Annotated in this window: 14 protein-coding genes, 2 tRNA genes and 1 pseudogene; 1 reads left to right on the top strand and 16 read right to left on the bottom strand. The window is 62.3% G+C overall.

Going from position 1 to position 16,748, the window contains the following annotated elements:
• Positions 1-286: 286 nt before the first annotated feature.
• Positions 287-559, top strand: coding sequence for a hypothetical protein (locus Atro_RS21920; RefSeq protein ID WP_497925807.1), 273 nt, complete (start codon positions 287-289; stop codon positions 557-559).
• A gap of 104 nt (positions 560-663) precedes the next feature.
• On the opposite strand, the gene Atro_RS21915 is transcribed toward Atro_RS21920, so the two are convergent.
• The 16 genes and pseudogenes from Atro_RS21915 to Atro_RS21840 form a co-directional block, all read right to left on the bottom strand.
• Positions 664-740 (bottom strand) — tRNA-Pro (locus Atro_RS21915).
• Positions 741-819: 79 nt separating this feature from the next.
• Positions 820-1,176, bottom strand: a complete 357-nt coding sequence (locus Atro_RS21910) for a MerR family transcriptional regulator (RefSeq protein WP_039804752.1) — start codon at positions 1,174-1,176, stop codon at positions 820-822.
• Positions 1,157-1,459, bottom strand: a complete 303-nt coding sequence (gene ihfA, locus Atro_RS21905) for an integration host factor subunit alpha (protein ID WP_011913482.1) — start codon at positions 1,457-1,459, stop codon at positions 1,157-1,159. Before ihfA ends, Atro_RS21910 begins: the two co-directional genes overlap by 20 nt.
• A gap of 3 nt (positions 1,460-1,462) precedes the next feature.
• Complete coding sequence (gene pheT / locus Atro_RS21900) at positions 1,463-3,841, bottom strand: phenylalanine--tRNA ligase subunit beta (RefSeq protein ID WP_497925803.1); 2,379 nt, start codon at positions 3,839-3,841, stop codon at positions 1,463-1,465.
• 36 nt (positions 3,842-3,877) lie between these two features.
• Positions 3,878-4,894, bottom strand: coding sequence for a phenylalanine--tRNA ligase subunit alpha (gene pheS / locus Atro_RS21895; protein WP_497925801.1), 1,017 nt, complete (start codon positions 4,892-4,894; stop codon positions 3,878-3,880).
• A 196-nt stretch (positions 4,895-5,090) separates the two neighbouring features.
• A complete protein-coding gene (rplT, locus tag Atro_RS21890; protein WP_089167862.1) occupies positions 5,091-5,447 on the bottom strand; it encodes a 50S ribosomal protein L20 in 357 nt (118 codons plus the stop codon).
• 30 nt (positions 5,448-5,477) lie between these two features.
• A complete protein-coding gene (rpmI, locus tag Atro_RS21885) occupies positions 5,478-5,672 on the bottom strand; it encodes a 50S ribosomal protein L35 (RefSeq protein WP_039804765.1) in 195 nt (64 codons plus the stop codon).
• Positions 5,673-5,739: 67 nt separating this feature from the next.
• Positions 5,740-6,285, bottom strand: a pseudogene (gene infC, locus Atro_RS21880) (translation initiation factor IF-3); the annotation flags it as partial.
• Positions 6,285-8,207, bottom strand: a complete 1,923-nt coding sequence (thrS, locus tag Atro_RS21875) for a threonine--tRNA ligase (protein WP_497925798.1) — start codon at positions 8,205-8,207, stop codon at positions 6,285-6,287. The pseudogene infC and the gene thrS, both read right to left, overlap by 1 nt.
• A gap of 230 nt (positions 8,208-8,437) precedes the next feature.
• Positions 8,438-8,516: transfer RNA gene (locus tag Atro_RS21870), tRNA-Val, on the bottom strand.
• 127 nt (positions 8,517-8,643) lie between these two features.
• Positions 8,644-9,090 (bottom strand): holin family protein, encoded by a 447-nt coding sequence (locus Atro_RS21865; protein WP_497925796.1) that lies wholly within the window; start codon positions 9,088-9,090, stop codon positions 8,644-8,646.
• Entirely contained in the window at positions 9,087-9,572 is a 486-nt protein-coding gene (locus tag Atro_RS21860) for a glycoside hydrolase family 24 protein (RefSeq protein WP_497925794.1), read from the bottom strand. The genes Atro_RS21865 and Atro_RS21860 overlap by 4 nt, the downstream gene beginning before the upstream one ends.
• A gap of 71 nt (positions 9,573-9,643) precedes the next feature.
• The gene (locus Atro_RS21855) at positions 9,644-10,345 is read right to left on the bottom strand and encodes a polysaccharide lyase family 7 protein (protein ID WP_497925792.1); all 702 of its coding nucleotides are present in this window, start codon (positions 10,343-10,345) and stop codon (positions 9,644-9,646) included.
• Between the two features lie 31 nt (positions 10,346-10,376).
• Positions 10,377-11,672 (bottom strand): SGNH/GDSL hydrolase family protein, encoded by a 1,296-nt coding sequence (locus Atro_RS21850; protein ID WP_497925790.1) that lies wholly within the window; start codon positions 11,670-11,672, stop codon positions 10,377-10,379.
• Between the two features lie 206 nt (positions 11,673-11,878).
• Positions 11,879-12,538: a hypothetical protein gene (locus Atro_RS21845; RefSeq protein ID WP_497925788.1), complete on the bottom strand. Its 660-nt coding sequence runs from the start codon at positions 12,536-12,538 to the stop codon at positions 11,879-11,881.
• Positions 12,539-12,881: 343 nt separating this feature from the next.
• A complete protein-coding gene (locus Atro_RS21840; protein ID WP_497925786.1) occupies positions 12,882-16,697 on the bottom strand; it encodes a TipJ family phage tail tip protein in 3,816 nt (1,271 codons plus the stop codon).
• Between the last annotated feature and the right edge of the window lie 51 nt (positions 16,698-16,748).

Below are 16,748 nucleotides of genomic sequence, written 5' to 3'. Positions count from 1 at the left end.
AGGTTAGAAAATCATGAGCAGACCGAAGGAACATGGGACGGTCGAAAATTTTCTCCGCCTGGATATCAACGCTCTAAACCGTTAGACTGCTGGAACCGGGGCGCTCCTTTTTGTGGCAATGGGGACCGGGCGCCAGCATCCGCATTCACGTGGAGGATGCCGAGCATCTGTGCCTGAGCTATCGAGTGGCAGGGAAGTCGCGGGAGTACCGCACCGCTATCGAGTGGACGCCGGTCCACCTGGGAGGCAGGCGCCCTGGTTTCACTGTCCTTCCTGTGGCAGCCGCATGGCCAAGCTGTGTATTGGTGAGGTGACCGCCTGCCGCCACTGCCTGAGCCTGAACTACTCCGCCCAGCAAGCCAGCAAGAGCGACCGGCCGCACAACCGCCACTGGAAGCTGCGCCGTGCCCTGGGCTGCCATGAGCTGATCCCTGTCGATCAGATCCCCAAGCCCAAGGCATGCACTGGCGAACCTTCGCCCGGAAGATCGAGCAGTTACGGGAGGCTGAGCGGCAAGCCGTCGCCTCAATGGCCGAGTATGTGCGGGGCGCGCGAGTAAGCCCAGCCAAGCACAAACGGTCACCCAACGGTCACCAGAACAGCCAAATTGCAGAAATGAAAAAGGCCGGTGATTGCTCAACCGGCCTAACTCATTGAATTTATTGGTCGGGACGGAGTGATTCGAACACTCGACCCCTTGCACCCCATGCAAGTGCGCTACCAGGCTGCGCTACGCCCCGACTACTTGCCCCGGTTTACCGGAGCGGGTCGAACTATATATTAAGCTTCTGAAAAGTGAAGTTTTTTTTGCGACTTCGGCTATTTGCGCAAAACTTGAAGAACATCCTCCAACTCGGCGATCGTCTGTCGGATCAATTGCCGGTATTGGGTCGTATCTTCCTTGGCTTCGTCGCCGGAGAGGCGCAGGCGCGCCCCGCCGATGGTGAAGCCCTGCTCGTACAGCAGGGCGCGGATATGCCGAATCATCAGGACATCCTGACGCTGATAGTAGCGCCGATTGCCCCGACGCTTGACCGGGTTGATCTGGGGAAACTCCTGCTCCCAGTAACGCAACACGTGCGGCTTGACCGCACAAAGCTCACTGACCTCGCCAATGGTGAAGTAACGCTTCCCAGGGATGGGAGGCAATTCGTCGTTATGGCTTGGTTCCAGCATAGGCTTCAACCCTGGCTTTCAGCTTTTGCCCTGGACGAAAGGTGACGACGCGTCGTGCCGTAATCGGGATTTCCTCTCCCGTCTTGGGATTGCGGCCAGGCCGTTGGCGCTTGTCGCGCAAATCGAAATTACCGAAGCCGGATAATTTGACCTGCTCGTTGTGCTCCAGCGCCTGGCGGATTTCCTCGAAGAACAGCTCCACCAATTCCTTGGCTTCTCGTTTATTCAGGCCAAGCTCTTCGTAGAGACGTTCTGCCATCTCAGCTTTCGTCAGAGCCCCCATACGTTACTTCCTTAACGTCGCGTTGAACCTTTCTTCCAGCGAGGCGAGGATGTTCTGGGTTGTACTGTTCACCTCATCATCGTTAAGAGTGCGCGATGGATGTTGCCAGGTCAAGCCAACGGCCAGGCTTTTTCTTTGCGGATCAATGCCTTTACCTTGATAGACGTCAAACAGCCGAAGGTCGGTCAGATAGTCCCCTGCCGCCTCGCGGATAGTCTGCAGTACCGCTTCGGCCGGCGTTTCGCGATTGACGATCAGCGCCAGATCGCGGCGCACTTCTGGGAAACGCGAAAGTTCGCGGAAAGTCGGCAGACGACCGGCGGTAATTTCCGCCAGGCTCAGTTCGAACAGGAAGACCGGCTGATCCAGTCCCAATGCCTTGCCCAGCTCAGGATGCAGGGAACCCAGGAAGCCTACCAGACGCCCCCCACGCTCGATCCGTGCGGCCTGTCCTGGATGAAGGGCTGGATGCTCGCCACTGACGAAGCGGTATTCGTCGACAGCACCGGCAGTCGCGAGCAGCGCCTCCACATCGGCCTTGGCATCATAGAAGTCCACCGCATCCCGGGCATGACCCCAGCTCTCCGGCAGGCGGCTGCCAGTGATCACCCCGGCCAGCACGGCCTCCTGCACGAGGTGGCTCAGCTGACCGACGAAACGCAGGCCACTCTCGAACAGACGCACACGAGACTGCTGGCGGTTCAGGTTGTACTGCAGCGCCTTGACCAGTCCCGGCCAGAGCGAGGCACGCATAGCCGCCATGTCTGCGGAAATCGGATTAGCCAGGGTCAACGGCTCGGTGCCCGGCGCGAAGAGCTCGAACAGCTTGGGATCGATGAAGCTGTAAGTGATCGCTTCCTGGTAGCCGCGCGCAACCAGCAGGCGACGCAGCACCGGCAGTTCGCCACGGGCCTCGGCACGCGCCTGCGGTGCCAGACGTGCCTGCGGATAACGAACCGGCAAGTTGTTGTAGCCATGGAGACGGCCGAGCTCCTCGATCAGATCCACCTCGAGACTGATATCGAAACGATGACTGGGCACTCCGACTTGCCACTGGCCAGTTGCAACGGCGTGGACCGTCAGCCCCAGCGCGACCAAGAGGCGCTCGATTTCGGCAGCCTCCATGCGCAGACCGAGCATCTGCTCGATACGCTCGGCACGCAGGGTGATCGGCGCCACCTGCGGCAAGTATGCCGGATCGACCACTTCGACGATGGGGCCGGGCTCACCGCCGACGATCTCCAGCAGCAGCGTGGTAGCGTGCTCCATGGCTTCGCGGGCCAGCTGCCAGTCGACACCACGTTCGAAACGGTGCGAGGCGTCGGTATGCAGGCCGTAGGAACGGGCCTTGCCAGCGATGGCAATAGTGTCGAAGAAGGCGCTTTCGAGAAACAGGTCGCAAGTGCCGGCAGCAACACCACTGTGCTCGCCCCCCATCACGCCGGCGATGGCCAGGGGGCGCTCGTGGTCGGCGATCACCAGGGTATCGGCGCGTAGGCTAACCTCCTGACCGTCGAGCAGGACCAGTTTCTCGCCCTCCTCGGCCATGCGCACACGGATACCACCGCGGATCTCGGCGAGATCGAAGGCATGCATCGGCTGGCCCAGTTCGAGCATCACATAGTTGGTGACGTCGACCGCCGGATCGATGGCGCGAACATCGGAGCGGCGCAGGCGCTCGACCATCCACGGCGGGGTCGGCCGTGACAGGTCGACATTGCGCACTACGCGACCGAGATAACGCGGGCAAGCTTGGAATGCCAGCACTTCGACCGGGCGCACTTCCTCATGTAGCGGCGGTACGCTGACGATCGACGGATGGGTGACCGGAGCGCCGTAGAGGGCGCCCACCTCGCGGGCCAGGCCGGCCAGGGACAGACAGTCGCCACGGTTGGGAGTCAGATCTACCTCGATGCTGGCATCGTCCAAGTTGAGGTAGGTACGGATATTCTGCCCCACCGGCGCGTCGGTCGGCAGCTCCAGCAGGCCGTCATTCTCCTCGCTGATCTTGAGTTCGGCTGCCGAGCAGAGCATGCCGAAGGACTCTACGCCGCGCAGCTTGGCCTTCTTGATCTTGAAGTCTTCGCCAAGCACGGCACCAATCATGGCGAAGGGAATCTTGATGCCCGGGCGGGCATTGGGTGCACCGCAGACCACCTGGAAGGTTTCGCTGCCATCGCTCACCTGGCAGACGCGCAGCTTGTCGGCATCCGGATGCGGCTCGGCGGCGAGAATCTCGCCCACCACCACGCCGCTGAAATTACCCGCCACAGGGGTAACGCTGTCCACCTCGAGGCCAGCCATGGACAGACGGGCTACCAGCTCATCGCGGGACGCCTGCGGGTTGACCCAGCTTCGCAGCCATTGTTCGCTGAATTTCATCCTGTTCTCCCAAAGAATTCGGTTACGGTTGCGGTCCTAGCGGAATTGCGCAAGGAAGCGCAGATCGTTGTCGAAGAACAGACGCAGGTCGTTGACCCCATAACGCAACATGGCCAGGCGCTCGACGCCCATGCCGAATGCAAAGCCCTGGTACCTCTCCGGGTCGATACCGGACATGCGCAGCACGTTGGGATGCACCATGCCGCATCCCATTACCTCCAGCCAGCCGGTGTGCTTGCACACCCGGCAGCCGTGGCCGCCGCACATCACGCACTGCATGTCGACCTCGGCCGAGGGTTCGGTGAAGGGAAAAAACGAGGGGCGGAAACGCACGCCAAGCGGCTTTTCAAAGAACACCCGGAGAAACTCCTCGATGGTGCCCTTGAGGTCGGCGAAACTGACACCCTCATCGATCAGCAGGCCTTCGACCTGGTGGAACATCGGCGAGTGAGTGATATCCGAGTCACAGCGGTAGACGCGGCCCGGACAGACGATACGGATCGGTGGCTGGCTGCTTTCCATGGTGCGCACCTGGACCGGCGAGGTGTGGGTGCGCAGCAGCATATTGGCATTGAAGTAGAAGGTGTCGTGCATCGCCCTCGCCGGGTGATGGCCGGGAATGTTTAGGGCTTCGAAGTTGTGGTAGTCGTCTTCGACTTCCGGCCCCTCGGCGACGCTATAACCGATATGAGTGAAGAACTGCTCGACACGCTCGAGGGTACGGGTCACTGGATGCAGACCGCCGGAGGTCTGGCCACGCCCCGGCAGGGTCACGTCGATGCGCTCGGCGGCCAGCCTGGAGGCCAGCGCAGCGGATTCGAGGTCGGCCTTGCGCGCGTTGAGGGCCTCCTGAACGCTGCTCTTGGCCGCATTGATCAGAGCACCCGCCTTCGGCCGCTCCTCGGCCGAAAGTTTGCCCAAGGTCTGCATCAGCTGGGTCAGTTCGCCCTTCTTGCCCAGGTAGTGGACCCGGAGCTGCTCCAGGGCATTGATGTCTTCGCAATGTTGCACGGCCTCGAGCGCTTGCGAGACCAGTGCATCCAGGTTTTCCATGTACAACCTCCAGGGGGTCTTGCAGAACTGTCCTGGCGCCTGCTTCGACCTTTTCGCACTCGGCAGGCGGTCTGCCAGGAACGCAGCGCTCGGTTTTGCAAAAACCCCTTCTCAGATACGAAATAGGGGAAGAGCACTGGGCTCTTCCCCTATTGGTGACGTTCGGCACCGGGCTAGCCCGGTGATTGTCGGGGAATCAAGCCAAGATGGCTTTGGCTTTCTCGACAATCGCGGCGAACGCTGCTTTCTCGTTCACGGCCAGATCGGACAGAACCTTGCGGTCGATCTCGATAGCCGCCTTCTTCAGACCGGCAATCAGGCGGCTGTAGGACAGACCGTTCTGACGGGCGCCGGCGTTGATACGAGCGATCCACAGGGCGCGGAACTGGCGCTTGCGCTGACGGCGGTCACGGTAGGCGTACTGGCCTGCCTTGATCACCGCCTGCTTGGCGACGCGGAATACGCGCGAACGCGCACCATAATAGCCCTTGGCGAGTTTCAGAATTTTCTTGTGACGGCGACGGGCGATGACGCCACGCTTAACACGAGCCATGAATAATTACCTCTGGAATCTTGACCGGAATTAACGAACGCGCAGCATGCGCTCGACTTTAGCGACGTCGGACGGATGCATCAGCGAGGTGCCGCGCAGCTGACGCTTACGCTTGGTCGTCATCTTGGTCAGGATGTGGCTCTTGAAAGCGTGCTTGTGCTTGAAGCCGTTCGCAGTCGGCTTGAAGCGCTTCTTGGCGCCGCTCTTGGTTTTCATCTTTGGCATGTTCGGATACTCCGCATTGAGTGATTACGCATAACCGCAAGGCCTGCCAGTGCCCTGGTGGGTTATTTTTTCTTTTGGGGGCGATGACCATGATCAGCTGGCGTCCTTCCATCTTCGGATGCTGTTCGACGGCGCCATATTCGACGAGGTCGGTTTCGACCCGCTTCAACAGCTCCATGCCCAGCTCCTGGTGAGCCATCTCACGGCCGCGGAATCGCAGGGATACCTTGGCCTTGTCCCCCTCGCTAAGGAAACGTACCAGGTTGCGTAGTTTTACCTGGTAATCCCCTTCTTCCGTCCCTGGTCGGAACTTGATTTCCTTGATCTGGACCTGCTTCTGGTTCTTCTTCGCCGCCGCGACCTGCTTCTTCTTCTCGAACAGGTGCTTGCCGTAGTCCATGATCCGGCACACGGGCGGTACCGCGTCGGCGGAAATCTCGACCAGATCCAGCTTGGCCTCTTCCGCTACACGAAGCGCTTCATCAATCGAGACGATGCCAATCTGCTCGCCGTCCACTCCAATTAACCGAACCTCGCGTGCCGAGATATTCTCGTTGATCGGGGCTTTCGGTTGAGCTTTTCTATCTTGTCTCATTTCACGCTTAATAATGATTACTCCAATTCTTGGCGACCACGCCGGGCTACCGCCTGCGCCAGCATCTCACGGAACTTTTCGACAGGCATCGAGCCCAGATCGACTCCTTCACGGGTGCGCACAGCTACGGCTCGCGTCTCGACTTCCCGATCTCCGATCACCAAGAGATAGGGAACCTTGAGCAAAGTATGCTCGCGAATTTTAAAACCGATTTTTTCGTTTCTCAAGTCGGACTTGGCACGGAAACCGCTTTGATTCAGGATCTTCTCGACCTCGAGCGCGAACTCGCCCTGCTTGTCGGTGATATTCATGATCACCGCCTGGGTCGGCGCCAGCCAGGCCGGGAAAGCTCCCTCGTAGTGCTCGATGAGGATGCCGATGAAACGCTCGAAGGAACCCAGGATCGCCCGGTGCAGCATCACCGGATGCTGGCGCTCGTTGTTCTCGCTGACGTACTCGGCGCCCAGACGGACCGGCAGATTGAAGTCCAGCTGCAGAGTGCCGCACTGCCAGACACGCCCCAGACAGTCCTTCAGGGAAAATTCAATCTTCGGCCCGTAGAAGGCACCCTCGCCCGGCTGCAGCTCATAGGGCAGGCCGGCAGCCTCCAGGGCCGCGGCCAGCGCGCCCTCGGCGCGATCCCACAGATCGTCGGAGCCGACGCGCTTTTCCGGACGAGTGGACAGCTTCAGCTGGATATCCTGGAAGCCGAAGTCGGCATAGACCTGCTGGGTCAGCTCGATGAAGGCGGCGGACTCGGCCTGCATCTGTTCTTCGGTGCAGAAGATGTGCGCGTCGTCCTGGGTGAAGCCGCGCACGCGCATGATGCCGTGCAGCGCCCCCGACGGCTCGTTGCGATGGCAGGCGCCGAACTCGGCCAGACGCAGCGGTAGCTCGCGGTAGCTCTTCAGGCCCTGGTTGTACACCTGCACATGGCACGGGCAGTTCATCGGCTTGATCGCGTAGTCGCGGCTTTCCGATTCGGTGGTGAACATGTTCTCGGCGTAGTTCGCCCAGTGCCCGGACTTTTCCCAGAGCACGCGATCGACCACCTGCGGCGTCTTGATCTCCAGGTAGCCGTTCTCCCGCTGCACGCCGCGCATGTACTGCTCGAGCACCTGGTACAGGGCCCAGCCGTTCGGATGCCAGAACACCATGCCCGGCGCCTCTTCCTGGGTGTGGAACAGATCGAGACGCTTGCCGAGCTTTCGGTGATCGCGCTTCTCGGCCTCCTCCAAACGATGCAGGTAGTCCTTCAGGTCCTGCTTGCTGGCCCAGCAGGTACCGTAGATTCGCTGCAGCATCTTGTTCTTCGAGTCGCCGCGCCAGTAGGCGCCGGCTACCTTCATCAGCTTGAAGGCCTGCAGCTTGCCGGTGGACGGCACGTGCGGGCCACGGCACAGGTCAGTGAAGCCTCCCTGGCTGTAGAAGGACAGCTCCTCGTTGCCGGGGATCGAGGAGATGATCTCCACCTTGTACTTCTCACCCAGCTTGTCGAAGAACGCCACGGCATCGTCACGGGACATCAGCGAGCGGATCACCGGCAGATCGGCCTTGGCCAGTTCGGCCATCTTCTGCTCGATGCGCTGCAGGTCTTCGGTAGTGAAGGGCTGCTCACAGTCGAAGTCATAGTAGAAGCCGTTCTCGATCACCGGACCAATGGTGACCTGGGTACCGGGGAACAGCTCCTGGACTGCCATGGCCATCAGGTGCGCGCAGGAGTGACGGAGGATTTCCACACCCTCGGCATCCCGGCCGGTGACGATCGACAGTTCGGCATCCCTGCCGATCAGGTACGAAGTATCGACCAACTGGCCGCCGATCTTGCCAGCCAGCGCCGCCTTGGCCAGACCGGCGCCGATGGAACCAGCCACCTCGGCGACCGACACCGGGTGATCGAACGTGCGCTGACTGCCGTCGGGAAGAGTGATGATGGGCATGGCGCCTCCTCTCCTAGTGGTGACCCCTACCAAAGGCCACATGGGTTGGGATTAGCCAGTAAAGCGATCCGCCGGATATGCCTGCCTCACATTGGCAGGAGCCCACAGGCCCAATCCGGGCGAAGCGGAGTCACTGGAGGTATAAGGATGCGGGATGCTTTCAGAAAGCCGTGCCACTGACAAGCGACCCATAAAAAAAGGGTCGCTTTCGCGACCCTTTTTCTTCGATTTGGTAGGCACAATTGGACTCGAACCAACGACCCCCACCATGTCAAGGTGATAGCCAGCCAGCACTAACTTATTGAACCTACAAAAGAAATGGGTCTAATCGCATTCCCTTGAATGCGGGGATTGTAGCACGAAATATCAATAAGTTAGCGTTGTATTTTCATACAGGAAAACACCTCTTTGGCCCGTTCTGGGCACCTCAATCCCCCTATTTTTTCTGCGCCAGCACGCTCACCCTCTTCCACCGATCAGCCGTCCGCAGCGTCCCGAGCCCAAGCATCCCGAACACCAGCTCGAACAGCACCTCGTCGAGCGACGGCAGCGGCGGGACATCGGCGGTACCGGCCACGGTCAGCACCCACGGCAGCAGCGGCCTTACCACAAACTCGTAGGCCAGGCCCGCCACGCAGACATAACCCGCCAGCGGCCGCCAGCCCGCCTGGAAGCCCGACTGGCTCGCCGCCTCGACTTCGTTGATCTTCGCCTGGGCCAGGTTGATCTGCAGGGCCGCGTCCAGCTCCTTGAAGGCGCCCTCCTGCTGCAGCCTGAGCAGCTCGAGCTGGGCCGCGGCCTTCTGCTCGGGATCGGGGATCAGCCGGTCGAGCAGTCCGGCGACGGTCGGCAGCAGCGCCGTGGCGGTGGTCAGCAGACTCATGCCAGCACCCCGCCGGCGGCGATGAACTGGGCGAGCAGGTCATCGGTGGCATGCTCGTGCTGGCCGTAGCCGGCGCCGGGCAGGCTCGCCCACCGCGAGCGGCAGCTGCGGAGCGCCTGCTCGATGCGGCCGGCCTTGATGTCATCGAGCGCCCGGCATTCGCGGATCAGCTGGAGTGCCATGCGGTCCTGGCTGATTGGCGAGAAGTCAGGCAGACCAAGCTGCTTGCGGTAGTGGTCGTAGTAGCGCGACAGGATCTGGTAGCGCCCGGCCGCGGTCGACTTGATGCCGAGCAGCGGCAGGCTGATCAGCTTGCGCGGGTGATCGGTATAGCCGGCGAACAGACCTCCGCCCACCAGTACGTCGTAGCCGTGGTCGCGGGTCGGCTGTCGGCCGTTATCCGTGCCCTCGCTCCAGGCGATCAGATCCAGAAAGGCGCACACGTTCGCACCGCCGGCGACGGCGGCAGAGAGTCGGGCCATGGGGAGTCTCCAGAAACAGCAAACCCGCCGGCGGCGGGTTCGGAGTAATGATCAGAGGGGATAGCTCGGCGTTACGGGCGCTCGACGACAAGGCTATGCAGCCGTGCCCGCGCGCCTTCGGTTGGCAGGGTCAGCTCCGTGGCGTCTTCCTGGACGTAGAGCCCGGCCTTGAAGTACAGCAGGCGGCCGAGGTACGACGGCAGCAAGTTGAAGCGACACTCGCCACGGCGAGTACCGTGGGCAAAGTTGACCGACACCACCCCGCCGCCGCTGACCACCACCGAATAGCTGAAGCGTTCATCGATCGGCACGCCTTCAAGCAGCACGAAACCCGGGTCGTCGCTCTGGTTGCAGGCCTGGCGAACCTTGGCCTGGACGCTGAATACCTTGCGCTCCGGGTCCTTGCTGGCGTCGGCGATGATCTTCAGGACAGGGCGGGAGATGTCCTTGATGTGGATCTGGCCGATACAGACCCGCCCGTTACCGTTGAACTGGAACAGGGTCATCGCTGGCCGCAGGTACTGCGCCGGATGCTCGCCCAGCTGCCAGTTCTTCAGGGTCTTGGTGCCGGGGATGATCTCTCGGAACTCGGTGCGCGAGCGATCCGAGTTCGGCGTGGTGGCTTCGGGCTTGGTGGGGGTCCAGAGGTCCACCTCGCCATTGCTCAGAACATTGAAATATTCATTGGACGGGAACTCGCCCGGCCAGTACGTCTTGGCATCGCCATCCGAGGCCAATTCGGGGGTGGTTAGGTTAAAACCGGAAAGATCCATGATGTCTCCTATCAGGTGATGGTGCGGGGTCTTACAGAACCTTGTGCGCCGTCATCTGGCCGACCTTCACGGTGCCGCGGATCGGCACGCCCTGACAGCCGTAGATCACGGCGCGCAGCTTGATCTCGGTTTCTGTCAGGTCGGCGGTCAGGTAGGGCGTCTCCTGTGGGCCGGCCTCCGGGCCTGGACTCATCTGCCAGCCCTCGGCATAGCGGTCCAAGCTCTTCATGAAGTAGGCGGTGCCGCCACGCATGAAGCGCAGATCGAGCGACACCCCGCCCACGCCCGACAGCCCCGAATAAACCACCTTGCCGATGCCGCGCAGAATGTTGCCGGTGGCCAGCGAGGCCAGGGGGATGGCTTGCTCGAGGATCAGGTTCGAGCCGGCGAGGGTCGGCGTACCCCCCAGCTCGAACACCTGGTACTCGCCACCGTCCGGGTTGACCTCCTTGGAGCAGACCACGCTGCCGCCGGTCCAGCTGGAGCCGGCCACGTTCCAGTTGTTCGCTACCGGCCCGGTAGCATTGGCCGAAGCCGACTTGGTGCCGCCGGTCCCGAGCATCAGCGGGTTGGCGGTCAGCCAGCCGCCCTTGCAGTAGGTGGCGTCGTAGGGCTCGTCGTAGGTCGGCAGGATCAGGGGCGTACCGAACAGGTCGATCAGGTGCGGCGCCGTGGTCTTGGCGATCAGGATGCCGCCCGGCTGGTTCGGGTGCAGCTGGTCGACGAAGAACTCCGGCCTGGGCAAGGCCAGCGCCTCATTGGCCAGATCGACCAGTAGCGGCCAAGGGTCCGAGACCCGGATGCCCAGCTCGGGCATGCGCTCCAGCACCCATTCACGCAGTCCCAGGTGATAGCTCAGCTGATCGCCGGTCAGCACATAGTCACCCCCACGGGGCAGCTCGGCGATCATGATCGGGATCTTGCCGGCGTCCAGCTGCATCTTCAGCCCGGACTCGATGTTCCGCTTGCTGCGGTTCAGCGAGAAGTTGTTGGTCGGGTTGCGGTCGTTGGTGCCGATCAGGTTGACGAACACGTCGCCGCCGGCAGCGAGCTTGTTCGGCATATCGTTGAGCCAGTCGGCCGTGGTGTGTCCCGGCGTGGCGGTGTTGCGTGCCTTGTCTGTACGCACCCGGCCGTTGGTCTGGCTGCAGTAATGGGCCGAGTGGCCGTAGTTCTCCCCGGTGATGCTCGGCGCGGTGCCGCCGAAACCGTTGGCGGTACGGCTGTCGCCGGGGCAGTTAATCCAGCGGTCCAGCGGCTTGAAGCTGAGCAAGTCGGTGCGCTTGACCTTCAACCGGTCTAGTTCGTCAATTAGTTGAACTGGCATATCAGCTACTCACAACGACTGAACCATTTGAGAAAACAACCTGCCCACCGGAGACAACAATATTTGCCAGAGTAGATTGATTGGGCTTTAACACAGAACTTACCAAAGGCCGCATAACCGGCTTAGTTATTGGTCGGGTTAGCATGGGGGCCCCATAAATAACGAAGCCCGCATTAGCGGGCCGGTGATTGGAGGGTTGTCAGCAATTAACTTTTCTTGGCCAGTAATACCGGGAAGTAACCAATGCCTACGCTGGAAGTTGAACTATTCAATGTAAGCCCGACAACACCAGCCGAAGTGAATGACACACCGATGTGGAGTGTTGCACTGGCCTGACTGATCACCGAGTAAGAGTGGCAGTGGCTGACCAGGGCAAACTCATCATTTGCTATCGTCACACCGCTCTCATACTCAGTTAGCGAGCTATTCCATACAGTCCTTGTCCAAGCTGTAATGAACCGACTGAACTTCACGAGCTGGCTTGATGAGTGAAAGCAAATATTGCCGCCGCCGTCCCTGATGCGCATTCCATAGTTTCCGGAGGCGGTAAGCGGCGCCCAGATTGCAGCAAGCCAATCCAGGTTGCTGATCTGCGATGTATTCCCGTTGACCAGCCGGAATCCCGTCCAGTTACCCGGCGAGCCGATCACACCGCACTTGATCGATAGTTTCTCGCCTTGACTCGCCCATGTTGGTTTGACGAATATCAGAGGGGGTTGCTGTGTTGTGCACACCGTGGGAAATGTGACTGTCGCTTGATATGCCGTTCCGAGGTTAAGAGATCCCTCGGCGTGCAGACTTAGGTAGGGACGCTCGGCAGAAACCTGGATCACCCCACCGTCGTTACGTGCTCGAAATCCAAACATCAGAGCATCCTGAATGCCATCAGTCGATAAACACCCGTGGCATATGTTCTAGTAGACACGTTCCCCGGCGTTGCACTGCGCAGTGTTATCTGGTTACCAGAGAACGGGTATATATAAGGCATGCCGGGATACCCGTTACCCGATGTTGGATTATAGTTTCCCGGATACTCCAAGAACATACAAAACACACAAGTAGACGGATCGAAGCCGTCTATGGTTATTGTTGTCTCCACGATCCCCACGCCAGTCCAATCCAGAACCTCGTTGTAAATTACCTCATATGTGAAATCGCCCGAGTCCAGAATGATCTGGCCCTGTTCATCCCTAACTCGTAACCCGAACATCAGTTCAATGCTCCCAGCTCAACGCGCAGCACGTTGTTGGCGTCGTAGATGTAGACGCCACTGTTGTTGATCAGCATCCGACCGCTCCCCGCTACCGGCGCGTTGATCTCGAAGTTGCCATCTTTGCTCAGCCGCCAGCCGGCTTGGCCCTGCGCATAGTTCGTCGACTGCAGCGCCGTGGCGATCTTGGCCATGTCGATGGTGCCGTCGCCGATGACCGCCGAGTTGATGAACACCTGGCCGCCCTGGATCACGAACGGCGTGGCGATCTGGCCGTTGGCGACATTTATCACCGCGAAGCGGTCGGCCTGGAACAAGATCTGCGCCTGCATCCCTTCAGGGGTGTTCTCGATGCCGATGCCCATGCCGGCGCCGTAGTACTTGCCGTCCTGGGTGACTGCAAGCTTGACGCTCCACATCGCCGACAGCTCGCCATCGAGCCCTGACAGCGCTTCGCTGGTCTGCTGGATCGCCGCCGAGTTGCTGCCGGCCGTGGCTTCGACGGTATCGATCCGCGACGACAACGCACTATCTGCGCCTGCCCGGGCCGACGCCTCCGATTGAATGGCCGCCGTATTGCTGGACGCGGTTGCCTCCAGGGTGGTCAGCTGCGACGACAAAGCGCCGTCGGCGTTCGCCCGGGCGGTCGCCTCCGACTGGATTGCGGCGGTGATGTCTTCCTCGACAGTGGCCGTCAGCGCGTCGATACGGGTCGCCATGGCCTCGTCGGCATCAGCCCGCGCCGTGGCTTCCGTGGTGATCGCCGCGGCGTTGCCCTGCGCCTGGGCGAGCACGGAGTCGATGCGCTGCGAGAGCGCCCCGTCCTCGCTCGCCCTGGCGTACTGCTCGGACCAGACGCCGGCCAGCACCGTCTCGCTGCCGGCATACCAGCCGGTGTCGCCGGCCATCGTCGGGTTGACCTGGGCGAAGATGCCGTCGATCCGCGACACCTCGGCGGCGAGGTCGTCCTCGTCGGCCTGCACGCGGGTGGTCAGCTCGTCCAGCTCCACTGCCAGCGCGCTGACGGCCTCGCCCAGGCTGGCGTAGTCGCCGATTTTCTCCCAATAGGCGGTATTGGTCGGCAGGTTGCCCGTGGTGGACTGCAACGCCCGGTACAGGCCGCCCTCGTAGGTCACCAGGTCGCCCAGCACATAGGCCGTCGCGTTGTTGTAGGCCTCCGCACCGACGATATCAGCCAGCTGCGCGTTGATCGTGGAGAGCTGCGCCTCCAGCGCACTGCGCGCCGAGGAGATCCGGGCGTCCACCGACCCCGAGGTGCTCGACGGCGCGGTGATCAGATCGATCTCCGCGAGCAGGCTGGCCGCCAGTTGGGTCTCGCCGATCTGCCCGGCGATGTAGCCGAGGATCTCGGTCGCGTCGGTGCTCGACTGGCCCATCACCCAGCTCGACCAGGGGCCGATGTTTCCCGAGCGGTCGATCAGCCGGGCGCGGAAATAGCGCGTCACCCCTGCCGCCAGCCCGGTCAGCGTGTGGCTGTCGGTCGGGTAGGCATAGTCGCCCAGGTGCAGGGCGCCCGCCTCGACCGCGCTGGTGTTGTACTGGATCTCGGTGCGCTGGGTGTCCGCGGCGCCCTCGGTCGGGAAACCCCAATCCAGCCGGATGCCGAAGACCAGCGGCGTGGCCGTCAGATAGGACACGGCCGGCGGCGTGCCGGTCTTGCCGGTCAGTTCGGTTTCGGCGCTGTTCGCCCAGACCGAGTACACGTCGACCACCGACACGGCGCGCACCCGGGCAACGTAGCGGCCGGCATAGATGCCGGAGACCTCGAAGCCCAGCGCCGACGTCCGCGGTACCGATACCCAGTCGCCAGAATCCTTGCGCCACTCGGCCACGTAGGCGACGGCCCCGCTGGCCGCCGGCCAGGACACGCGCATCGTGGTGACGGCGATGCCCTGCTCGACGGTCGAATAGCTGTCGATCGTGACGCTGGCCGGCGCCGACTGCGTGCCCGCCGGGATGATCGAGATCGGCAGCGGATCGAGGCGTGCGCCGCTGTCCACGGCGGAGAACTTGTCCGGGTCGTGCTGGACGCCGGTAATCTCGTAGATGCCCGGCTCCGGCCGGCTGATGCCCATCACCCGGTACTGCTGGACAGCCAGGTCGGCCGCGTCGATTGCCCAGACGGCCTGGACCCTCGGCGTCTCGCTGTAGGCCGTCGTGACGGTCACGACGCGCCCGGCCACGCTCTGCACGGTGCGCCCCTCGGCCACGCCGCTGGGCAGGTTGAGCACCAGGCGGTCGCCGGCCTGCACCTGGGCGTCGCGATCGAGGGTGATCGCCAGCCCGGACACGGCACTGATGCGCCCGCCCAGCGGCCGGCCGGCCAGCAGCTCGTCGGCCACGCCGATGATCCGGCCCGGCAGCGGAATCTGCCCGTCGAGGCCGACGCGGAAGGTCACCGTTCTGTCCCGGGAGTTGGTCAGCAGCGCCCAGCGGCCGCGGCGGTTGGCTTCGCTGCGGCGGGTGCAGCCGATGGCGGTCAGCTCCAGCTGGTTGACCCCGTAGCGGCGCACCAGGGCATTGTCGGAAACGGCCTCGACCTCGCTCTGATAGCCGTTGTCGGGGTTGTCGTAGCTGACCAGCGCCTGGCTGTAGCGGGTTTTCTCGCGGGACGAGGCATAGGTGAAGCGCCCGTCGACGACACTGGCCCGGCTGTAGACGTAGTCGATGTCGCGCGGCATGTCGGCCATGGCGACCATCTGCGAGTTCGCCCAGTAGCTCATGCCGCGGAAAATGGCGGACAGGTCGCGCAGCACCGTCCAAGCTTCCGTGCGGCTCTGGAAATAGACGTTGCAGGTGAAGCGCGGCTCCTGGCCGCCCTGCCCGTCCGACACCAGCTGGTCGCAGTACTGGGCGATCTGATACAGCTCCCACTTGTCGACCTGTGCCGCCGTGATCCGCCGGCCCAGGCCGAAGCGCTCGGAGAGCACCAGGTCGTACCAGACCCACGCCGGATTGTCGCTCCAGGCCCACTGGAAAGTACCGTCCCAGACGCCGGCATAGCTGCGGGTGGCCGGGTCGTAGTTGCTCGGCACGCGGATCACCCGGCCGCGGGTTTCGACCGACACCTGCGGGATGTTCTGGAACTGAGAGGCATCGAACTCGACGAACAGCAGCGCGGTATTCGGGTACCGGAGCTTGCTGTCGATGACTTCGGTGATCGCCTGCACGCGCATGGTGTCGGCGATGCGGTTGTTGTCCTGATTGGCGGTCAGCCGGCGCACGCGCACCTGCCAGCCTGACACGGCCTCCGGCAGGTCGACGCGGTGGCTGCGCTCGTAGAGGCTGGTGGTCTTTCCGTTGACGGTGTAGGTCGCCACCTGCTGATAGGCGCCGCCGTCGGTGGCCGCGTCGATGGCGTAGTCGATCCGGTAACCGACGATGTCGCCGTTGTCCTTCTGTTGCTGCAGAGCCGGCCACCCAAGCCTGATCCGCACGGCCGAGAGTTGGGTATTGGTGACGGCGCGCACCCAGGGCGTTTCGCTACGCAGCTCGACGCCGACGGTGATCTCGTTGTCGACGCTCGGCATGCCGGCGATGTGCTCCTGCTCCACCGTACCCGGACGGAACGCCCAGGTGACGCCGGAAAAGTTGGCCGTGCCGTCGGCGGCCTCCAGCGGCGTGCCGTCCAGGTAGATGTCCTTGGCGGTGACGCCGCCGGCGAACTCGCCCTCGCCCAGGGCCAGCAAGATTTTCGCGTAGGCGATGGACTGGATGTCGTCCGGCGACTCTTTCGGCTGGCGGGGCTTCGACGCGCCGCCCTTGCGGCCACGGATCGGGACTGCTGCGGTCATGGGGTTTCCTGCGGGCATAAAAAAGCCCAGCGCGGGGCCGGGCTTGGGTAT

This window comes from Azotobacter tropicalis, from assembly GCF_059739045.1.
This window is presented reverse-complemented; position numbering and strand designations above follow the sequence as displayed.

Bases quoted from the DNA above. Each gene is read 5' to 3' on its own strand.
- Atro_RS21920 (WP_497925807.1), top strand. From the start codon at position 287: ATGGCCAAGCTGTGTATTGGTGAGGTGACCGCCTGCCGCCACTGCCTG.
- Atro_RS21910 (WP_039804752.1), bottom strand. From the start codon at position 1,176: ATGCTGGAACCAAGCCATAACGACGAATTGCCTCCCATCCCTGGGAAG.
- ihfA (WP_011913482.1), bottom strand. From the start codon at position 1,459: ATGGGGGCTCTGACGAAAGCTGAGATGGCAGAACGTCTCTACGAAGAG.
- pheT (WP_497925803.1), bottom strand. From the start codon at position 3,841: ATGAAATTCAGCGAACAATGGCTGCGAAGCTGGGTCAACCCGCAGGCG.
- pheS (WP_497925801.1), bottom strand. From the start codon at position 4,894: ATGGAAAACCTGGATGCACTGGTCTCGCAAGCGCTCGAGGCCGTGCAA.
- rplT (WP_089167862.1), bottom strand. From the start codon at position 5,447: ATGGCTCGTGTTAAGCGTGGCGTCATCGCCCGTCGCCGTCACAAGAAA.
- rpmI (WP_039804765.1), bottom strand. From the start codon at position 5,672: ATGCCAAAGATGAAAACCAAGAGCGGCGCCAAGAAGCGCTTCAAGCCG.
- thrS (WP_497925798.1), bottom strand. From the start codon at position 8,207: ATGCCCATCATCACTCTTCCCGACGGCAGTCAGCGCACGTTCGATCAC.
- Atro_RS21865 (WP_497925796.1), bottom strand. From the start codon at position 9,090: ATGAGTCTGCTGACCACCGCCACGGCGCTGCTGCCGACCGTCGCCGGA.
- Atro_RS21860 (WP_497925794.1), bottom strand. From the start codon at position 9,572: ATGGCCCGACTCTCTGCCGCCGTCGCCGGCGGTGCGAACGTGTGCGCC.
- Atro_RS21855 (WP_497925792.1), bottom strand. From the start codon at position 10,345: ATGGATCTTTCCGGTTTTAACCTAACCACCCCCGAATTGGCCTCGGAT.
- Atro_RS21850 (WP_497925790.1), bottom strand. From the start codon at position 11,672: ATGCCAGTTCAACTAATTGACGAACTAGACCGGTTGAAGGTCAAGCGC.
- Atro_RS21845 (WP_497925788.1), bottom strand. From the start codon at position 12,538: ATGTTTGGATTTCGAGCACGTAACGACGGTGGGGTGATCCAGGTTTCT.
- Atro_RS21840 (WP_497925786.1), bottom strand. From the start codon at position 16,697: ATGACCGCAGCAGTCCCGATCCGTGGCCGCAAGGGCGGCGCGTCGAAG.